The following is a 19,640-nucleotide window of genomic DNA, read 5'->3' as shown; positions in this document are numbered from 1 at the left end:
CTCCCGACGCCCGGCGGAGCCTCCGGCCGCGCTCATATGCGGCCTCGCTCAGGCGACTTTACTATTTATTGAAGCTGTTAAGGCTAGGTTTAAGGCCGCAGTCTTTCCGACGAAGGTCATGATGATGAACGCAGCCAAGGCGGGTGCTTCCTCCTGGAAGTCCGATATGACGCTGGCGCTGCTTGCCATGCTGGTGGTGCTGGCTGTCAATGCCGCCACGGGCTTTCGCGAATTGAGCAATGCCGGCGGCGACAATGACAGCCTGCTGCGGCTGGTCGAGGTTCGCGACATGCTGGCCGGCCAGGGCTGGTTCGACCTGCATCAGTACAGGATGGGGCCGGAAGGCGGTTTCGTCATGCACTGGTCGCGGCTGGTCGACGCACCGCTCGCCGCCATCATCCTCGCCGCCTCGGCGCTGACCGGCAGCATGGCCATGGCCGAAGCGATCGCGCAGGTGCTGTGGCCGGCGCTGCTGTTTTGCCTGGCGGTGTTCTTCCTCGCCCGTGCGGCGCGCAGCTTCGCCGGCGTCGGCGCGGTGCTGCCGGCGGTCGTTATCGGCGCGGCGGCGCTGCATTTCATCGGCATTTTCTTGCCGGGTGCGCTCGATCATCACAATGTCCAGCTGACGCTGACCATGGCCAGCCTCAGCCTGCTGCTCGAGGCGCCGGCGCGTCGCTGGGCGGCGCTGATTTCCGGGCTGTGTGCGGCCCTGACGCTGGCCGTCGGCATGGAAACCGCGCCCTATGTCGCCACCATCGGCGCCTGCATCGCTTTGCTGTTCGTCGTCGATCCCGGCGGCGAACGCCGGATCGCCAGGGATTTCGGTCTCGGCTTTGCCGGCGTTTCAGCCCTGGTCTTCGTCAGCACCATCCCGCCATCGGCCTGGGGCCAGGCGCAGTGCGATGCCTTCTCGGCCGTACAATTCGTCGTCGCGGCAATCGCCGGACTGGGCCTTGCCGCCGTGACGTCGCTCAAGGTGTCCAACGGCACGGCCGGACGCCGCCTGATTTCGCTCGGCCTGCTCGCGCTTGTGCTGGGCGCCGTTGTCGCGGCGCTGTTTCCGCAATGCCTTGCGGCTCCCTACGCAACTCTCGATCCGCGCCTCAAGGAATTGTGGCTCGATCACATCGACGAGGCGCAGTCGCTGTTCAGTATTGCCGCCAGCGAGCCGGCCTCGCTGGCGGCGCGCTATGTCACGCCGCTGGTGGCGATCGCGCTGATGGCGCTTCGCCTGCGCGGACCATGGCGCCGCCAGGACAGCCTCGTCGGCGCCTTGCTGGTCGGCGCCTTCATCGTCAGCGCCTGGCAGGTCCGCGGCTCGACATTCTCGATCGCCTTTGCCGTCATCCCGCTGTCGGCCTGGATCGCAAGCTGGCGCGAACGGGCGAGGACCAGCCCTGCGCGCAGCGTATCGCTGCGCATGGCGGCGGTCTGGGTGGTGTCGGTGAATGCCGTCTGGGCCGGTGCTGCCGCCGCGACGTCGAGCGTATTCGAGGCCAACAAGGTCTCGGTCGAGGCACAGGACACCGACAGCGATCCGTCCTGCGAGCGCAAGGCCTCCTTCGCGGCGTTGGCCCGGCTGCCGGACACCACGGTGCTTGCCATTTCCAATCTCGGCTCGCCCATCCTGGCCTATTCCGGGCACCGCGTCTTTGCCGGCCCCTATCATCGCAACATCGCCGGCGATCTGCTTGCGCTCGATGCCTTCCTCGGATCGGCGGACCAGGCGAGGATGATCGCGGCGGCTCACCACGTCGGCCTGATGGCGCTCTGCCGCGGCAGCGCCGAAAGCAAGATGCTTGCCGCCAAGGCGCCGCAAGGCTTCTTGGCCAGGCTGATGCAGGGAAGCGTCCCCGATTGGCTCGAACCGGTGGCCGAAACGCGCGGAACCCCGGTCGAACTCTACCGCGTCCGCTAAAGCATCATTCGCCAGCGAAAAATCGATTTCGCGATACGCTTCCTAAACGCTTTGCTGCCAGTCTCAGCCTAAATTTCGGGCGTCACAAACAGGGATACCGATGCAAACGACGTTTGGCACCGGGCAGGCAAGCAGGGAAAACTCGGATCTGGCGTTCACCGATGCGCTGACCGGGCTTGGCAACCATCGCCGCTTCTTCGACAAGGTCGATCGCCTGATCAGCGACCGTGCAGACGATCCCGCGCCGTTCACGGTCGGCATTCTCGACCTCGACGGCTTCAAGCCGATCAACGATCTGTTCGGCCACAAGGCCGGCGACGACATATTGATCCAGGTGGCGATGCGGCTGCGCGCCTCGATGGACAGCCACTCCACCGTCTGCCGCATCGGTGCCGACGAATTCGCCTTCCTCTACCCGATGGTGTTCTCGGAGGAGGCGGCGGCCGAGAAGTCGCGCATGATGATCGAAATCCTGTCGGCGCCCTACGATGTCGGCGAACGCACCGCCAGGCTTTCGGCCTCGGTCGGCTGCTCGCTGTTTTATTCCGGCGACGAAACCACGGAAATCCTCGTCAACAAGGCCGAAACGGCGCTCTACCACGCCAAGCGTTCGGGCCGTGGCCGCGTCGTCGTCTACACCCGCGAAATGGAAGAGGCGGCCAAGCGCGTCACCCGCATCGAACAGGCGCTGCGCCGTGCCGTCTCGGCCGGTGAGGTCGAACCGCATTTCCAGCCCATCGTCGATTTGACCACCCGCCGCACCATCGGCTTCGAGACGCTGGCGCGCTGGACCGATCGCGACCTCGGCGTGGTGCCGCCGACCGTGTTCATCCCGATCGCCGAAGAGCGCGGCATCATCGGCCCGCTATCGCAGCTGGTGCTGCGCAAGGCGACCGAAGCGGCGCGCAGCTGGCCGAAGGACCTGTTCCTGTCCTTCAACCTGTCGCCCTCGCAACTCGTCGACCAGAACACCGGCCTGCACATATTGTCGATCCTCGACCGCACCGGCTTCGATCCGCGACGGCTGGAGATCGAGATCACCGAAACCGGCCTGATGAACGATCCGGCCTCGGCCGAGAAGATCGTCGAGGACCTGCGTCGCGTCGGCATCCGAGTCTCGCTCGACGATTTCGGCACCGGCCAGTCCTCGCTCGGCCGCTTGCGCGAATTCCATTTCGACAAGCTCAAGATCGACCGCGCCTTCGTCTCCTCGATCCTCGACGACCGCCCGTCGGAACACATCATCCGCGCCATTCTGGCCATGTGCGAAGGGCTCGGCATGGATGTCGTCGCCGAAGGCATCGAGGAGGAGGCGCAGGCCGACCGCCTCGTCCAGTTCGGCTGCGCCGGCGGCCAGGGCTATCTCTTCGGCAAACCGGTCGACGCCGACGCCACGCTCGGCTACCTCCGCGATTCCTATCGCGGCGCCCTCTACGCCAAGGCAGTCTGACCGGCGGTCTTGCCTGCGTCGAGCAAGTCAGCGGTGCGAGCCAAGATCGACTGTGGCCGCCATCTTGCGTCCTTTTGTCTGACATAAGCCAAACAAATCGCCGTTTTCGCCCTTGCTCCCCGGACTTGGCTGGATAGGATGCGCGCCGACCGGATCGGGAGAGAAAAATATGATGCCATCGGCCGATTTTGCCGACCTCAGGGGAGCCTCGGTGCTGATCACCGGCGGCGGTTCCGGAATTGGTGCGGCACTGACCGAGGGCTTCGTTCGCCAGGGCGCCCATGTCGCCTTCATCGACATCGCCGATGGCCTAAGCACGCTGCTTGCCGACCGCGTCGAAAAAGAACTTGGCCGGCGACCGCTCTACCTCAAGACCGATTTGCGTGACGTCGAGGCGTTGCGCGCTTCGGCCGCCAAAGCGGCTGAGGCGCATGGCGACGTCACCGTGCTGGTCAACAATGCCGCCTGGGACGAACGCCACGAGGTCGCCGACGTTACCGTCGAGTTCTGGGACAACAATCTCGCCGTCAATCTGCGCCCGCATTTCTTCACCGCACAGGCGGTCGCGCCGGGCATGAAGCGGGCCGGCGGCGGGTCGATCATCAACTTCACCTCAACCTCCTATCTCATCAACCACCCCGATATGCCGGCCTACACCGCCGCCAAGGCCGGCATACTCGGCCTCACCAAAGGTCTCGCGGGCAAGCTTGGGGTCGACGGCATCCGCGTCAATGCGATTGCGCCGGGCTGGGTGATCACCGAGCGGCAGCGGGAACTCTGGGTCACCGAGGAGAGGCTCGCCGCCCATGTCGCCAAGCAATGCATCAAGCAGGTCATGCAGCCCGACGACATCGTCGGCACAGTGCTGTTCCTGGCCTCCGACGCCGCGCGTATGCTGACGGCGCAGATGTTGATCGTCGACGGGGGTTTCCTGTGAGTCCGGTGAATCAAAATCCGGCAAAAGGCACGCCGGCAGTCGCCGCCGTCGACTGGGGCACGACCCGCATGCGGGTCTGGCTGGTCGACGGGGCGGGCGGGGTGCTTGCCGAGCGTCGCGGCGATGATGGGTTGATCACCGCGCAGCAAAACGGCTTTTCGACCATCCTCGAGGGCCATCTGGCGGCGCTCGGCGCACCTGACACACTGCCGGTCATCATCTGCGGCATGGCCGGCTCGCGCCAGGGTTGGCTGGAAGCGCCTTACGTCACCGTGCCGGCGCCGCTCAGTGCCATTCTCGCGGGGGCCGCCCGCATTCCCGGCCAGAGCCGCGACATCCGCATCGTGCCTGGCCTGGCGCAGCGCCTGGAAGATGCGCCGGACGTAATGCGCGGCGAGGAAACCCAGCTTGCCGGCGCCGGTTTGCCGGCAAAAGGTCGCCATCTCGTCTGCATGCCCGGCACCCATTCGAAATGGGTTCTGGTCGCAGACGGCGCGGTCGACGGCTTCTGCACCTGGCCGACCGGCGAGCTGTTTTCGGTGCTGACCACTCACTCTATCCTGCGCCATTCGCTGGGCGAGAGCCCGAAGCCGGTCACTCCGGACAATCCGTTCTTCCAGGAATGGTGCCGCAAGGCTTTGGCGGAGGGCGGCGATGTCACCTCGCGGCTGTTCTCGATCCGCGCCGCCGGCTTGCTGCAGAACCTCAAGGCCGACGATGCCGCCGCTTGCCTGTCCGGCCTGCTGATCGGCGGCGAGATCGCCTCGGCGGGCCGCCGCTATGGCGAAAGCACCACCGCAATCGTGCTGGTTGCGTCCGGCTCGCTAGCAGCCCTCTACCGCCAGGCGCTAGACCTTGCAGGGCTTGCCGTCAGGACGGTCGACGCCGACGAGGCGGTGCGTGCCGGCCTTATCGAGGCAGCGCGGGAAAATGGCATGATCGCCAAATGACTCACCAGAGTGGAGTGACAGCGTGACCCAGACCGCACCTTTCCCGAAGCTGAAGCGTGGTCTTGTCGCCATTCTGCGCGGCCTCAAACCCAGCGAGGCGGTTGCCATCGGCCAGGCGCTGTTTGACGCCGGTATCGAAGCCATCGAGGTGCCGCTCAATTCGCCGGAGCCGTTTTCATCGATCGCCAGCATTGTCACCGCATTGCCCAAGACGACGCTGGTCGGCGCCGGCACGGTGCTGACTTCAGCCGATGTCGACGCCTTGGCCAAGGCCGGCGGGAGGCTGCTGGTCAGCCCCAACATCGATGCCGACGTCATGGCCCGCGCCATGCACCACGGCATGGTGACGATGCCAGGCGTGTTCACCCCCACCGAAGCTTTTCAGGCGATTAGGCTTGGGGCTTCGGCGCTCAAATTCTTCCCGGCAAGCGTGCTCGGGCCTAGCGGCATTTCGGCGATGCGGGCCGTGCTGCCGGCCGATACCGTGGTCGGCGCCGTCGGCGGCGTTTCCGAGAAAGACTTTGCCGGCTACAAAGCCGCTGGGGTGACCGCTTTCGGTCTTGGCTCCAGCCTGTTCAAACCCGGCATGAGCGTCGACGAGGTGGCCACGCGTGCCCGGGCGGCGGTAATGGCCTGGGATGCGGCCTTCGGCGGAGCGGCATGATGGACAACGTTTCGGTTTTCTCGGACCATGTCTGCGAGCTCGGCGAGGGGCCGAGCTACGATCCCGCCACCGATACGCTGTTCTGGTTCGACATTGTCAACGGCCTGCTGCTGGAGCAGGGTGTCACGTCCGGCGCGCGGAAAGTCCATGAGCTCGGTCAGATGGCCAGCGCCATCGCCATTGTCGATGGCAATCGCCAGCTCATCGCCACCGAGACTGGCCTGCATGTCCGCGACGTCTCGACCGGCAAGCTGACGCTGCATACGGCCATCGAGGCCGACAATGCGCTGACCCGCTCCAACGATTCGCGCGTCCACCCTTGTGGCGCCTTCTGGGTCGGCACCATGGGCAAGGGTGAGGAGAAGGGCGCCGGCTCCATCTACTGGTTCTTCAAGGGCGAGCTGCGCACGCTTTACACCGGCATCACCGTGTCGAACTCGATCTGTTTCTCGCAGGATGGAACGATCGCTTACTACACCGATACCGCGACCGGCCTGTTGATGCGCGTCGCCTGCGATCCGGCAACGGGTCTGCCGATCGGCGAGTCCAAAGTGTTCGTCGACCATCGCTCGTCGAAGGGCTATGTCGATGGCTCGGTCGTCGACCGCGACGGCGTGCTGTGGAACGCGGTCTGGGGCGGCAAGGCGGTGAAGGCTTATGCGCCGGACGGCACATTGTTGCGCGAAATTGCCACGCCGGCGGGGCAGTCCTCGTGCCCGGCCTTTGTCGGCGCCAAGGCCGATCGGCTGGCGGTGACCTCGGCCTGGAACGGCAAGGACGACAAGCAGCGCAAGCTTGACCCACAGGCCGGCATGACCTTCCTGCTCGACATCCCCGTCAACGGCCGCTTCGAGCCGCGCGTGCTGATCGCCTGAGCGTACCGGTTGTCGTGCAGGCGTCGGGCGCGGGTCGATTTCGCGCAAGCCGATCGCATTGGCCGTGCGATGGTGTGGCTGCATCACCGAGAAGCTTTGACCCATGCCGCGCCCGACCTTGATCCTCGTCCACGAGCCGGAAAAGGCCTGTTTCGACAGGCTGGTCGCCGACGGCTTTCCCGCCGAGCGCGCCTTGGAAATCTCGTCTTATCTGGCGCAATCGACCGATCTCGCGCCCGAATTCGATGAAATCACCGCCGCTTGCGGGCGGCGCGGCCTCGCCTTTATGCCGGTTGCATTCGACGATGCGGCAAGCGCGCTGGCGAAGGCCGATCCCGCAACCACGCTGGTCTGGACGCTGACCGACGGCATTGCCTATTTCCGCGGTGCTGCAGCGCCCGCACTTGCCAGGCTGAATGGGCTTAGAACCATCGGAGCCGACGATGCGCTGTTCGCGCTTTGCCAGGACAAGTTCCGTTCCGGCGCCGTGCTTTGCGCGCTCGGCCTGCCGGCGCCGCTGGCAGGCCTGGCCCGCGACGGCCGCTGGCTGGCCGACCCGCCAGCTTCGGAAGCCGGCTGGTTCGTCAAGCCGAACCGGCTCGGCTCCAAGGTAGGCATCTGGCCGGATTCACGCTGCAACGACCTGGCCCATGCGCTGGAGCTTAGCCGGCGGGTCTATGCCGCTTATCGCGACGATGTCGTCGTCCAGCCCTATGTCGGCGGTCGCAATGTCCGCGCCAGCTTCCTTGGGCTGCAAACGGATGCCGGGGCGGAAGCGCTCGGCGTTGCATTCGTCGACTCCGGCGGCGATTTCCAGACCATGGCGGACTCGATGGCGCTTTACGGCGACACCGGCGAGGCCGCCAAGGCGGCTGGACTATACAGCGAGCCGGTGCTGGAGGCGGTTGCCGACACCCAGCCGGCAGCCGCGGCAACCATCCGCCGCATCGCCGAGCGGCTGGTCAGCGGGCTCGGCCTGCGAGACGTGTTTTCCCTCGATTTCAGGGTCGAGGCTAACGACCATGTCCACCTCATCGAGTTCGAGGTCTGTCCCGGCCTGCCCTGCTTCGATTTCCGCGCCTATTGCCTGATGCAATGGGGCATGACGCTGGCCGATGCGGTTGCCGAGACGGCGGCGAACCGACTGAACCGACAGGCGATCTGAACGGTCGAGGGACCAGCGCGACCTACCGCGCCTTGACGGCTTTTGCTCCACCTTTAGTGTCGCGGGACAGTCCTCAGGCAAGGCCGCGCGATGAGCACACCAGCAAGCTCCCTCCACCATCACATCAGGCGCATGGCCGGGCGCGATCCGCACGAGGCGCATCGCGTCGCCACGCCGCTCGAGCTGCTGTTCGATCTGACCTTCGTCACCGCCTTCAGCCTTGCCTCGTCGCAACTGGCGCATGCCTTGGCCGAGGGCCACTACGCGGCGGCGCTGATCGGCTTCGGCTTTGCCAGCTTCGCCATCTGCTGGGCGTGGATCAATTTCTCCTGGTTTTCCTCCGCCTATGACACCGACGATTGGATCTTCCGCCTCGTCACCATGGTGCAGATGATCGGCGTGCTGGTGCTGGCCATCGGCCTGCCGCGCATGTTCGCCTCGATCGAGCATGGCGAACACCTCAACAATTCGGTGATGGTGCTGGGCTACGTCATCATGCGCGTCGCCATGATCTTCCAATGGCTGCGCGCGGCGCGGCAGGACCCTGGGCGGCGGCGTGCCTGCCTGACCTACGCCGTCGCCATTGCGATCGCCCAGATCGGCTGGGTGGTGCAGATACTGGTCGATTTCTCGCTGGAGACCAGCCTGGCTTTCGGCGCCATCCTGGTTCTCATCGAGCTTGCCGGGCCGGCGATCGCCGAGCGCAGGGATGGCGGCACGCCCTGGCACGCGCACCACGTCGCCGAGCGCTACAGCCTGTTCGCCATCATCGCGCTGGGCGAAGGGGTGGTCGGCACGCTGGCGACGCTGTCGGCCGTGGTCGAGGAGCAGGGCTGGAACCTCGATGCCGCCTTGATCGGCATTGCCGGAATGGGTCTCACCTTCGGCATGTGGTGGGTCTATTACATGCTGCCCTCGGGGACGGTGCTGCACCAGCACCGCAGCCGTTCCTTCGTCTGGGGCTATGGCCAGATGGTGATCGTCGCTGCCATCGTCGCCACCGGCGCCGGGCTGCATGTCGCGGCCTATTTCATCGAGCACAAGACCCACAACGGCCCGGTAGCGACCCTGCTGTCAGTCGCCATTCCGCTAGGCGTGTTCCTGGGGGCGATCTATGCGCTGTATTATTATCTCGTCCAGCGCTTCGATCCCCTCCACGTCTGGCTGCTGGCGGGAACGGCTGCGGTCGTCGCACTTGCCATCATCGCCGCCCTTGCCGGCGTCGACATGGCGGTCTGCCTCATCTTACTGACGCTAGCGCCGGCCGTCACCGTTGTCGGCTATGAGCTGTCGGGGCACCGCCATCAACTGGAGGTGCTGGCGCAGGAGGAAGCGCCGCACTGAGCAGAGCAGCTTCGCGCGTCAGATACCCTCTACCAGCACGATCTCGCCATCGGCCACTTTCTGACGGATGGCGACGGCGCGTTGGTATTCCGGCGAGTGGTAGCAGTCATGCGCCGCGCTGAGCGATTCGAACTCGATAATGACATTGCGGGCGCGGCCAGGCCCCTCGGCCTTTTCATGCTCACCGCCACGGGCAAGGAACTTCACGTCGAAACGGTCGAAAGCGAGCTTGGCGGCAGCGACATAGTCCTTGTAGCCTTCAGCGTCGCGCACATCGACGCGGGCTATCCAGTATCCCTTGCGCATTTTCTTCTCCTCGTTACGCGGCGCGCATCTCTTCCAGTATGGCTTCCGCCGCCGCGCGCCTGTCGCTTGCCGCCACGATTGGCCGGCCCACAACAAGATGGCTGGAGCCGTTGCGGATCGCCTGGCCGGGCGTCACCACGCGTTTCTGGTCACCATGGTCGCTGCCCTTGGGCCGTATCCCCGGCGTCACCACCGCCAGGTCGGGTCCGACGATGCGGCGCACCGCTTCCGCCTCCTCGGCCGAGCAGACGACGCCGCCCATGCCTGCATGCAGCGCCTGTTCGGCGCGCCTCAGCACCAGCGTGTGCGGGTCATATTCATAGCCGGCGTCGATCACGTCCTGCTCGTCCATCGAGGTCAGCACGCTGACCGCCAGCAGGCACAGGTCGCTGCCCCTGGCGGCCTCCACCGCGGCCCGCATCGCCTTGGGATAGGCGTGGATGGTCAGCATGGTCATGCCCATGCGCACGATGTTCTCGACACCCTTGGCCACCGTGTGGTCGATGTCGAGCAGCTTCATGTCGAGGAAGATTCTGGTGCCGCCGCTGGCCAACTCCCTGGCGAAGTCGAGCCCGCCGGCGAAGGCCAGCTGATAGCCGATCTTGTAGAAGGAGACGACGCCGTCGAGCTCCTGCACCGCCTGTTCGGCCTCTTTCACCGTCGGCACGTCGAGGCCGACGATCAGCCTTTCTCTCATGGTATGGGCCTGCATGGCTGTGGAAATCATGCCCCGGTCCGGGTCGACAGCATGCGCGAGGTTTCGATCAGCGTGCGGCATAGGTGCTCCATCGATTTGGTCAGTCTCTCATCCCTGAAATTGCCGTCGCCGTCGAAGGCACTGCCGCCATCGGATACCGAGCATTCCGGCGTCACCATCTCCAGCTGGCAGCGCACCAGCACGGCGCGCAGATGGTTGATGCAGCGGATCCCGGCGAAATGTCCGTTGGAAGACGAGCACAGGCCGGCGACCTTGCCGACAAGCGGCCTCACCGGCCAGCCGCCATCGAGGCGCACCCGGCTTACCCAGTCGATCGTGTTCTTGAGCAGTGGCGGGATCGAGCCATTATATTCCGGCGTCGCGATCAGTAGCCCGTCATGGGCGGCGATCAGCCGGCCGAGCTTCACGGCGTTGTCGGGAACGCCTTTTTCCTTTTCGAGGTCCTCGTCGATGATCGGCAGCGGATAGTCGGCCAGCGAAATGCGCGTCACCTCGGCGCCTTGCATGGCCAGCTCCTTCTGCGCCACATCGGCGGTCCTGCCGCTGAAGGCGCCGCTGCGCACCGAGCCGGCGAAGACGAGGATTTTCGCGATCACAGCCATTGGCCACTCTTGTTCCCGGACAGGTACAGCCAGAGGCTGCGCAAATCAACGCACTGGCTCAAAAAACGGAAACGATCGGGGGGCAAGCGCGCGAAGGTGTGCCGAGCAGCTGGGCTATTGCTAGTGGGTGACCGCAATTCTTGCACTCAGCGCGATGAGTGCAACTCCGAGCAAGGCATCTATCGGCCTGCGGACGCTGCCATATGCCGACCGAACCCTTCTTGTGGAGAACATCAGCGCGACAAGCCCAAACCACGCCATCGCGACCAGCCCGATTATGGCCAGCGACACTGCCTGGACCCAGATCGGAGCCTGCATCGGCAATACCGATATGAACAGGCTCGCGAAGAACGCGGCCGTCTTCGGATTTGTAATTCCGACAACGAATCCGCTTCGCCAAGGAGCCGTAGTCTCTGCGCCACCGACGGCCAGCGGTGGCCGCGCCTGCCAAGCCGACAAAAGGATCTTGCTGCCCAGGTAACCGAGATACACGGCACCGGCGATCCGGACGGCAAGGTGAGCCCATGCAATCTGCGTCAGTACGAGGCCCAGGCCACACATCGCGAGAGCCGCCCACACCATGATCGCTGCGGCAATGCCAAGCGCCACATGGAACCCCGCGCGACGGCTGATCAGCGCATGGGAAGTCACGGCTACAAAATCGGGTCCCGGGCTCATGGCGCCGAGCAGGAAGACCGAAGCAAGGGTCAGGAATTGCGGAAGGTAGCTCATGCGATGCTCCAGTTTCAGTCTCGTCGTACCGCACGCCTGCATGCCGGAGAGGCCAGGAAAGCCGCTCGCCGATTTCGAGGGTCGTTTCCCTCACCTTCACAAAACCTACAGCGCTCTTTAATATGAGCGAAATGAAAGATATTTCGGCAGCCATGAACAAAGCTAATATCAACATCACGATGGTGCGCGTCCTGACATCGCTCAGCGAGACGCGCAGCTTCACCAAAACCGCCGAGCGGCTCTGTCTTTCTCAATCGGCCATAAGCCATGCAATGAAGGCGCTGGAGGAGATCGTTGGCGCGCCCCTCGTCATACGTGATCGGCGCGGTGTCGCTTTCACCGCAACCGGCGAGGCGGCTTTGGACGCGGCGCGCGCCGCTTTGCATGCTTTAGGCCGTCTTGTCGGCCTACGGGAACACTCCATCAAAGGCAGAGTACGGCTCGCGCTGGTCAGCAGCGCCTCGGTAAAGATTGCTCCATATGCGTTGAACATTACTTCCGTCCGGCACCCGGAGCTTGCTGTCGAACTGCTCTTGGGCACGGATACCGAGGTGGCGGAGTGGGTCGATCGCGGTGCCGCCGATATTGGACTGTCCTACATCGCCGGCAATTGCCAAGCCGAGGAACTTGTCGACGACGAACTCTTTGTGGCGTCATCGCAAAAGAACTCAGTCCAAGGCGGGTCATTTCCGATCCGCGCTCTCGACGGCCAGCCATTCATCATGTCGAGCGGCGGCTGCGGACCAATGCTTGCCGAATTGTTCCAGGATTTTGGCGTTGCGCCAGTTGTCATCCTGTCGGCGAGCGATATGGCGGCGCTGCTTGCTCTGGTTGGGGCCGGGCGCGGTTTGTCGATTGCGCCAGGCCTGGCGTTTCCGGCCGATTGGCAGCGAACGGTCGCGAGGCGTCCTCTTGAGCCGCGTGCGCGTCGGCCTCTGCTGCTTCTGTTCTCCAGCAGCGCCGAAGCAACGGCCGTGCGGGCCATGTGCACGGCGATCAGAGAGGTCGCCACGAGTTTGCGAGGCGGATAACAGTCAAGGATGTGGATCGACCCTCAATCGAGCTTCCTTCGGGAGACGTCGATCCTCTACAAGGCGCCAGAGACTTCTTCGGCTCTCGATACCAAGCTAATGCGCTTCGCGCCGGTAGATCCACAGCTGCGTCGGCGGGATGTTGCGGAAGATGAAGTCGAAATGCTTGACCGTGTAATTGCCGCGGCCGGGCGGGATCGGCGACAACGGCCCATAGGTCAGCTGCACGATCGGCCGTCCAACCGGGATGCGGTCTAGCAGGCTTTCAATATAGGCGATCCGCTGTGCGACCGGAAAATTGAGCAGCGGCACGCCGGAGACGACGGAATCGAAAACCATCCCGCTCTTCTCGCCAAGCGTGGCGTTGAGATTGAAGGCATCGCCCTCGATGACGTTGACGCCGGGATAGAGCTGGCGCAGATGGCGCACGAAATCGGTGGAATATTCGACCGCGTACAGGTTTTCGGGCTTAACGCCCTGGGCGAGGATTGCACGGGTGATGACGCCTGTGCCGGGTCCGACTTCAAGCACCGGCAGGCCGGACTTCGGATTGACGATGGAAGCCATCTTGCGGGCGGTGATGGAGCTTGTCGGCACGATCGAACCGACCGACTTCGGCTTGTCGATCCAGCCTTTGAAGAATTTGAGTTCGTCGTCGAACTTTTCCGCCAGCGCCTTCCGCAATCCCGGACCACGTGCCATGCAAGTTCTCCTCAACACTCCCCGAACGCTACTTAGCAGCTAACAGGTCCAAGGCAAGGCGCGATCTGGCATAAGATGTTGATGACGTTCGGGAAGCGTGGCGGCCTTGGTTTGGGTTCAGTGCTCGCCGAAGGATTCGAAAAAGTCCTTCATGCGGGCGAAAAAGCCGCTCGACTGGGGCGAATTGTCCTTCGACGACAGCTGCTCGAACTCCTCCAGCAGCTCGCGCTGGCGGCGCGACAGGTTTTGCGGCGTTTCGACCGCAGTCTGGATATAGAGGTCGCCGACATTGGGCTGGCGCAGCACCGGCATGCCCTTGCCCTTGAGGCGGAACTGGCGGCCGTTCTGCGTGCCTTCGGTCACTTTCACCTTGGTCTGGCTGCCGTCCAGCGTCGTCACCTCGAACGAGCCGCCAAGGGCGGCCGTCGTCATCGATATCGGCACCTTGCAGTAGAGATCGGCGCCGTCGCGCTGGAAGAATTCATGCGGCTTCACCGCCAGGAAAATATAGAGGTCGCCCGATGGGCCGCCGCGCAGGCCCGCCTCGCCCTCATTGGCAAGCCGGATGCGGGTGCCATCCTCGATGCCGGCCGGGATATTGACCGACAGCGAGCGTTCCTCGGTGACGCGGCCCTGGCCGGCGCATTTCGGGCACGGGTCCTTGATCGTCTGCCCGCGGCCTTGGCATTGCGGGCAGGTACGCTCGATCGAGAAGAAGCCTTGCGTCGCTCGTACCTTACCGTGGCCATGGCACATCGAGCAGGTCACCGGCTGGGTGCCGGGCTTGGCGCCTGTCCCGGAGCATTCCGTGCATGAGATCGAGGCCGGCACGCGGATTTGCGCGGTCTTGCCGGCAAACGCTTCTTCCAGCGTGATTTCCATATTGTAGCGCAAATCGGCGCCGCGTTCGCGGCCGCCCGACGAGCGGCGCTGGCGCCCGCCCATCATGTCGCCGAAAATATCTTCGAAAATGTCGGCGAAGCCGCCGGCGCCAAAACCTTGCGCGCCGCCATTCATGCCGCCCTGCTCGAAGGCGGCGTGACCGAAACGGTCATAGGCCGCGCGCTTCTGCGGGTCCTTCAGCGTTTCGTAGGCTTCGTTGATTTCCTTGAACTTGTGCTCGCAGGAGTGATCGCCGGGATTGCGGTCGGGATGGAACTGCATGGCGAGCTTGCGGAAAGCGCTCTTGAGCTCCTTCTCGTCGGCGCCCTTTTGCACGCCCAGCGTCTCGTAGAAATCAGCTTTCATCTTTTCCCGCAGTCCGGATGCTCAACGTCTTGATGCATGTTGCGTCGTTTGCCGGCACGTTGTCTCGATTTAGGAGCGGTGATGCCCGGATGCTAGGGCCGGCGCGCTTGTGCCTGTGTTTTTCAGTGACTTTTTCGGCAAGGCCCGCACTTTTTCAGCGAGGGTTGCAAAAAAGCCCGGCTTTGCGCCGGGCTTTCCGCTTTATTTGCCGTCAACCGGTCAGGCCGACTTCTTCTTCTCGTCGTTTTCGTCGATTTCCTCGAAATCGGCGTCGACCACATCGCTATCCTTGGCCGCGTCCGCCTTGGCGTCGGCTTCCGCCGCTTCCTTCTGCGAAGCTTCGTACATGGCCTGGCCGAGCTTCATGGATGCTTCGGCAAGCGTCTGCGACTTGGCCTCGATGTCGGCGGCATCGTCGCCTTCGGCAGCAGCCTTCAGCGCCGTGATAGCCTCCGATATCGCCGTGCGCTCGGTTTCCGAAACCTTGTCGCCATATTCCTTCAGCGACTTCTCGGAGGAGTGCACCAGCGCCTCGGCCTGGTTGCGGGCCTCGACCAAAGCGCGCCGCTGCTTGTCGGTCTCGGCATTGGCTTCGGCGTCCTTGACCATCTTCTCGATGTCGGCGTCCGAAAGGCCACCAGAGGCCTGGATGCGGATCTGGTGCTCCTTGCCGGTGCCCTTGTCCTTGGCCGAAACGTTGACGATGCCGTTGGCGTCGATGTCGAAAGTGACCTCGATCTGCGGCACGCCGCGCGGCGCCGGCGGAATGCCGACCAGGTCGAACTGGCCGAGCGCCTTGTTGTCGGCAGCCATTTCACGCTCGCCCTGGAAGACGCGGATGGTCACGGCCGACTGACTGTCTTCAGCGGTCGAGAACACCTGGCTCTTCTTGGTCGGGATGGTCGTGTTGCGTTCGATCAGGCGGGTAAACACGCCACCCAGCGTCTCGATGCCGAGCGACAGCGGCGTCACGTCGAGCAGCAGCACGTCCTTCACGTCGCCCTGCAGCACGCCGGCCTGGATGGCGGCGCCGAGTGCGACGACCTCATCCGGGTTGACGCCCTTGTGCGGCTCCTTGCCGAAGAACTGCTTCACGATCTCCTGGATCTTGGGCATGCGGGTCATGCCGCCGACCAGGACCACTTCGTCGATCTCGCCAGCCTTCAGCCCGGCATCCTTGAGCGCCGCCTTGCAGGGCTCGATGGTGCGCTGGACGAGATCGTCGACCAGCTGCTCGAACTTGGCACGGGTCAGCTTCAGCGTCAGGTGCTTGGGGCCGGTCGCGTCGGCGGTGATGAAGGGCAGGTTGATTTCCGTCTGCGTCGTCGACGACAGCTCGATCTTGGCCTTTTCAGCCGCCTCCTTGAGGCGCTGCAGCGCAAGCTTGTCGTTCTTCAGGTCGATGCCCTGTTCCTTCTTGAACTCGGCCGCCAGATATTCGACGAGACGCATGTCGAAATCCTCGCCGCCGAGGAAGGTGTCGCCATTGGTCGACTTCACTTCGAACACGCCGTCGCCGATTTCGAGCACCGAAATGTCGAACGTGCCGCCCCCAAGGTCATAGACGGCAATGGTCTTGCCATCCTTCTTGTCGAGGCCGTAGGCAAGTGCTGCAGCCGTCGGCTCGTTGATGATGCGCAGCACCTCAAGGCCGGCGATCTTGCCGGCGTCCTTGGTGGCCTGGCGCTGGGCGTCATTGAAATAGGCCGGAACGGTGATGACCGCCTTCTCGACCTTCTCGCCGAGATAGGCCTCCGCCGTTTCCTTCATCTTCTGCAGGATCATGGCCGAGATCTGGCTGGGCGACTGCTTCTTGCCGCCGGCCTCGACCCAGGCATCGCCATTGTCGCCCTTGACGATCTTGTAGGGGACAAGCTTCTTGTCCTTCTCCGTCACCGGGTCGTCATAGCGGCGGCCGATCAGGCGCTTGACCGCGAAGATGGTGTTTTCAGGATTGGTGACCGCCTGGCGCTTGGCCGGCTGGCCGACGAGACGTTCGCCGTCGCCCGAGATGGCGACGATGGAAGGCGTCGTGCGCGCGCCTTCCGCATTTTCAATGACCTTGGGCTCCTTGCCATCCATGATGGCGATGCAGGAGTTGGTGGTGCCGAGATCGATACCGATTACTTTTGCCATTTTTCTAGTCTCTCCGCTAAGCAGGCTCTCAGGACCCGTAAGGCGTTCCGACGAAAGCCCCTGTTCACAAGAAATTCCGCTCCGGCAACCGGCATCCGGCACTGGGCGGCTTGGCGCGTATATAAGAACAGGCGGCATCGGGCGCAAGCATTCTGCGCATGGCATCCACCGCGCCGCGCTTGGCGCCTTTGAACAGCCGCCCGGCGGCCCGGATGTGCTCAAACCGCGCTCAAAACCCCAGGATCTGCGCGATCCCCCGGCGAAGCGCCCAGTCAGGGCTTCGAAACCACAAGAAAACGTCACCTATGCGTGAGAGAGGCGGCTCCTGGCTGAGGAAGGCGCCTGCCCACAGCAGACACAGGCAAAAGCGTCACGCGGCCTGCGACAGCGATTTATGCGCCTCGGCCAGGATTTCGAACGAGCGCACGCGTGCCGCATGGTCGAAGATCTGCGCCGTCACCATCAGCTCGTCTGCGCCGGTGCGGCGCACGAAGGCGTCTATGCCTTGCCGGACGGTTTCGGGGGAGCCGACGACGGCGCAGGACAGCGCCTGCGAGATCATGGTTTTTGCCATCGGCTCGAGCGTCTGGTCATAGCCCTCGACCGGCGGCGGCAGGCGGTCGGCCCGCCCGGTGCGCAGATTGACGAAGGCCTGCTGGAGCGAGGTGAACAGCAGTTTTGCCTCGGAGTCGGTCGGTGCGGCGAAAACGTTGAGGCCGAGCATGACATAGGGCTTGTCCAGCTGTTCCGAAGGCTGGAAGCGCGAACGGTAGATCTCCAGCGCATGGTCCAGTTCGGCCGGCGCGAAATGCGAGGCGAAGGCATATGGCAGGCCGAGCATGGCGGCGAGCTGCGCGCCATAGAGGCTGGAACCGAGGATCCAGACCGGCACCTTCTGGCCTTCGCCGGGCACGGCGTGGATACGCTGGCCTTCCGCGGCCGGCTGGAAATAGCCCATCAGCTCGACGACATCCTGGGGGAAATTGTCTGACGCCTCGAGATTGCGGCGCAGCGCGCGCGCTGTTCCCATATCGGTGCCGGGCGCGCGGCCGAGGCCGAGGTCGATGCGGCCGGGGTGCAGTGCCGCCAGCGTGCCGAACTGCTCGGCAATCACCAGCGGCGCATGGTTGGGCAGCATGATGCCACCGGCGCCGACGCGGATGGTCTTGGTGCCGCCGGCGACATGGGCGATGACCACGGCGGTCGCCGCGCTGGCGATGCCCGGCATGTTGTGGTGCTCGGCCAGCCAGTAGCGGCTGTAGCCGAGCCGCTCGGCATGGCGGGCCAGGTCGAGCGAATTTGCCAGCGATTGCGAGGCGTCGCTGCCTTCGACGATCGGCGACAGGTCGAGAACGGAAAGTGCGGTCATGGGCCTCAAGCCTTTACGATGTTCAACTGCCTGCCCCTGGTTTCGAAGGCGCGGTCGGGAATGACGATGTCGAGCTGGTGCCAAGCAACGGGTCCATATTCTCGAACGGGATCGCCTGCGGACGCTGGCGATGCGGCGCGCTCAGCGTGCCGAGCGGAGCATCGATCGGGCCGCGATAGCCGCGGTCGAAATAGGAATCGAGGTCGAAGGAGGCATCGTTCATCGCAGGGTCCGGCTTGACCGGCTCGATATAGGCACTCCGCCTGAAGACAACAAATGCGAGATGATGGACAGGCGCGGCAAGCTTATGCCGCTGCCTTTCCGTTCTCTTCGGCCGCTTCTTCCTCCACCACGGCCGTCTGCTGTGCGGCGAGAAAATTGCCGACATGGCTGAGGCCATCGAAATGATCGCAGAACACTTTGACGACGACCAGCAGCGGCACCGCCATCAGCGCGCCGACAAAGCCCCAAAGCCAGGACCAGAAGGCGATGGCGATGAAGATCGCCACGGCGTTGATCTCGAGGCGTCGGCCGACAACCATCGGCGTAACGAACTGGCCTTCGACGATGTCGCACAAAAGCACGAAGCCCGGCGCCAAAAGGGCGTAGGTGACCGAGTCGAAGCTGATCATCGCAATGACGCTGACCAGCACGATGGTGATTAGCGCGCCGACATAGGGCAGGAAGTTGAGCAGCGCCGCCATCGTTCCCCAGACGAGCGGGTTGGGCATGCCGAGCGCCCACAGGCCAAGGCCGATAACCGCGCCGAGACCGGCATTGATGACGGTGACGGTGAGCAGATAATGCGAGATTTCGCGCTCGACGTCATAGACGACGCGCAAGGCCCGCTTCTTCTCGCTGAGGCTGGCGAAGGACTGGATGATCTTCTCATAGAACATCGTGCCTGACGCCAGCAGGAACAGTGACAGCACGAAGATGATGGTCAGGCTTGTCCCCGCCGACAGGACGTTGCTGGCGGCGGCCGACAGGACGCCGGACTGCGCCATCGCCACCTTCTGGATGCCCGGCTCCTGCGAGGTCTCCGTCATCTGTTCGATCTGATGCGAGATCTGCATGATCCTCTCGAGCGGACGCCGCAATTGCGCCAGCCGTTCGGTAAGTTGTTGGCCGATCGACGAGGTGTTGTTGAGAAGGTCGATGACCGGGCCGCTGAGCAGATAGCCGGCAACGCCGAAGACGCAGATCGACAGCACGACCAACATTGTCGCCGAAACCACTTCCGGAATGCCGCGCTTGCGCAGGAAGCGCACGATTGGTGTCAGCGTCAGCGTCAGCAGGAAGGCGAGGATGACCGGCATGAAGAAAGCACGCGCGAAATACAGCGCGTAGATGGCCATGAACAGGAAGATCCCAATGAGCAGCGAACGCATCAGATGCGTGTCGGCACGCGCCACAACTCTCGCCTCTTCGGTTTCGGCAAGGCCAGCACCCAAAGCGGCGGGTTCGGCTTTCATGATTTTCCCTCAGCGGCG

General features: G+C 64.0%; 19 protein-coding genes. 9 read left to right on the top strand and 10 right to left on the bottom strand.

Annotated elements, in window-relative coordinates:
* The first annotated feature begins 121 nt into the window (after positions 1–121).
* From NKI06_RS09430 to NKI06_RS09395, 8 genes are all read left to right on the top strand, one after another.
* Positions 122–1,918: a GtrA family protein gene (locus tag NKI06_RS09430; protein ID WP_352985010.1), complete on the top strand. Its 1,797-nt coding sequence runs from the start codon at positions 122–124 to the stop codon at positions 1,916–1,918.
* 100 nt (positions 1,919–2,018) lie between these two features.
* A complete protein-coding gene (locus NKI06_RS09425; RefSeq protein WP_023681311.1) occupies positions 2,019–3,368 on the top strand; it encodes a putative bifunctional diguanylate cyclase/phosphodiesterase in 1,350 nt (449 codons plus the stop codon).
* 169 nt (positions 3,369–3,537) lie between these two features.
* Positions 3,538–4,305, top strand: a complete 768-nt coding sequence (locus NKI06_RS09420) for an SDR family NAD(P)-dependent oxidoreductase (protein WP_023692985.1) — start codon at positions 3,538–3,540, stop codon at positions 4,303–4,305.
* A gap of 5 nt (positions 4,306–4,310) precedes the next feature.
* The gene (locus NKI06_RS09415; protein ID WP_352985084.1) at positions 4,311–5,255 is read left to right on the top strand and encodes a 2-dehydro-3-deoxygalactonokinase; all 945 of its coding nucleotides are present in this window, start codon (positions 4,311–4,313) and stop codon (positions 5,253–5,255) included.
* A gap of 22 nt (positions 5,256–5,277) precedes the next feature.
* Positions 5,278–5,919 carry a 2-dehydro-3-deoxy-6-phosphogalactonate aldolase gene (locus NKI06_RS09410; protein WP_023692987.1) on the top strand — a complete coding sequence of 214 codons (642 nt, stop codon included), beginning with the start codon at positions 5,278–5,280 and terminating at the stop codon, positions 5,917–5,919.
* Positions 5,919–6,794 (top strand): SMP-30/gluconolactonase/LRE family protein, encoded by an 876-nt coding sequence (locus tag NKI06_RS09405; RefSeq protein ID WP_031208463.1) that lies wholly within the window; start codon positions 5,919–5,921, stop codon positions 6,792–6,794. Before NKI06_RS09410 ends, NKI06_RS09405 begins: the two co-directional genes overlap by 1 nt.
* A gap of 103 nt (positions 6,795–6,897) precedes the next feature.
* A complete protein-coding gene (locus NKI06_RS09400) occupies positions 6,898–7,959 on the top strand; it encodes a D-alanine--D-alanine ligase family protein (RefSeq protein ID WP_352985008.1) in 1,062 nt (353 codons plus the stop codon).
* Positions 7,960–8,049: 90 nt separating this feature from the next.
* Positions 8,050–9,303, top strand: coding sequence for a low temperature requirement protein A (locus NKI06_RS09395; RefSeq protein ID WP_352985006.1), 1,254 nt, complete (start codon positions 8,050–8,052; stop codon positions 9,301–9,303).
* Positions 9,304–9,321: 18 nt separating this feature from the next.
* On the opposite strand, the gene NKI06_RS09390 is transcribed toward NKI06_RS09395, so the two are convergent.
* The 4 genes from NKI06_RS09390 to NKI06_RS09375 all read right to left on the bottom strand — a co-directional run bounded on the left by NKI06_RS09390 (position 9,322) and on the right by NKI06_RS09375 (position 11,661).
* Positions 9,322–9,609, bottom strand: coding sequence for a DUF1330 domain-containing protein (locus NKI06_RS09390; protein ID WP_023701962.1), 288 nt, complete (start codon positions 9,607–9,609; stop codon positions 9,322–9,324).
* A 13-nt stretch (positions 9,610–9,622) separates the two neighbouring features.
* On the bottom strand, positions 9,623–10,336 hold the full coding sequence (gene pyrF, locus NKI06_RS09385; protein ID WP_352985005.1) for an orotidine-5'-phosphate decarboxylase: 714 nt from the start codon (positions 10,334–10,336) through the stop codon (positions 9,623–9,625).
* A complete protein-coding gene (locus tag NKI06_RS09380) occupies positions 10,333–10,929 on the bottom strand; it encodes an NADPH-dependent FMN reductase (RefSeq protein WP_023673195.1) in 597 nt (198 codons plus the stop codon). The genes pyrF and NKI06_RS09380 overlap by 4 nt, the downstream gene beginning before the upstream one ends.
* A 120-nt stretch (positions 10,930–11,049) precedes the next feature.
* A complete protein-coding gene (locus NKI06_RS09375; protein ID WP_352985003.1) occupies positions 11,050–11,661 on the bottom strand; it encodes a LysE family translocator in 612 nt (203 codons plus the stop codon).
* A gap of 122 nt (positions 11,662–11,783) precedes the next feature.
* Here NKI06_RS09375 and NKI06_RS09370 point away from each other — a divergent pair, with 122 nt between their 5' ends.
* Positions 11,784–12,692: a LysR family transcriptional regulator gene (locus tag NKI06_RS09370; protein WP_352985002.1), complete on the top strand. Its 909-nt coding sequence runs from the start codon at positions 11,784–11,786 to the stop codon at positions 12,690–12,692.
* A 96-nt stretch (positions 12,693–12,788) separates the two neighbouring features.
* On the opposite strand, the gene pmtA is transcribed toward NKI06_RS09370, so the two are convergent.
* The 6 genes from pmtA to NKI06_RS09340 all read right to left on the bottom strand — a co-directional run bounded on the left by pmtA (position 12,789) and on the right by NKI06_RS09340 (position 19,622).
* Positions 12,789–13,394, bottom strand: coding sequence for a phospholipid N-methyltransferase PmtA (gene pmtA / locus NKI06_RS09365; RefSeq protein ID WP_023687484.1), 606 nt, complete (start codon positions 13,392–13,394; stop codon positions 12,789–12,791).
* 117 nt (positions 13,395–13,511) lie between these two features.
* On the bottom strand, positions 13,512–14,642 hold the full coding sequence (gene dnaJ / locus NKI06_RS09360; RefSeq protein WP_023681322.1) for a molecular chaperone DnaJ: 1,131 nt from the start codon (positions 14,640–14,642) through the stop codon (positions 13,512–13,514).
* Between the two features lie 219 nt (positions 14,643–14,861).
* The gene (dnaK, locus tag NKI06_RS09355; RefSeq protein WP_023673200.1) at positions 14,862–16,778 is read right to left on the bottom strand and encodes a molecular chaperone DnaK; all 1,917 of its coding nucleotides are present in this window, start codon (positions 16,776–16,778) and stop codon (positions 14,862–14,864) included.
* A gap of 370 nt (positions 16,779–17,148) precedes the next feature.
* Complete coding sequence (locus tag NKI06_RS09350; protein ID WP_352985001.1) at positions 17,149–18,147, bottom strand: LLM class flavin-dependent oxidoreductase; 999 nt, start codon at positions 18,145–18,147, stop codon at positions 17,149–17,151.
* Positions 18,148–18,169: 22 nt separating this feature from the next.
* Complete coding sequence (locus tag NKI06_RS09345; RefSeq protein ID WP_352984999.1) at positions 18,170–18,370, bottom strand: hypothetical protein; 201 nt, start codon at positions 18,368–18,370, stop codon at positions 18,170–18,172.
* 82 nt (positions 18,371–18,452) lie between these two features.
* Positions 18,453–19,622, bottom strand: a complete 1,170-nt coding sequence (locus NKI06_RS09340) for an AI-2E family transporter (RefSeq protein WP_352984997.1) — start codon at positions 19,620–19,622, stop codon at positions 18,453–18,455.
* Between the last annotated feature and the right edge of the window lie 18 nt (positions 19,623–19,640).

It is taken from the genome of Mesorhizobium sp. M0772, from assembly GCF_040320135.1.
Classification (GTDB): Bacteria; Pseudomonadota; Alphaproteobacteria; order Rhizobiales; family Rhizobiaceae; genus Mesorhizobium.
The sequence above is the reverse complement of the archived record's forward strand: the minus strand, read 5'-3'. Positions and strand labels throughout refer to the sequence as shown.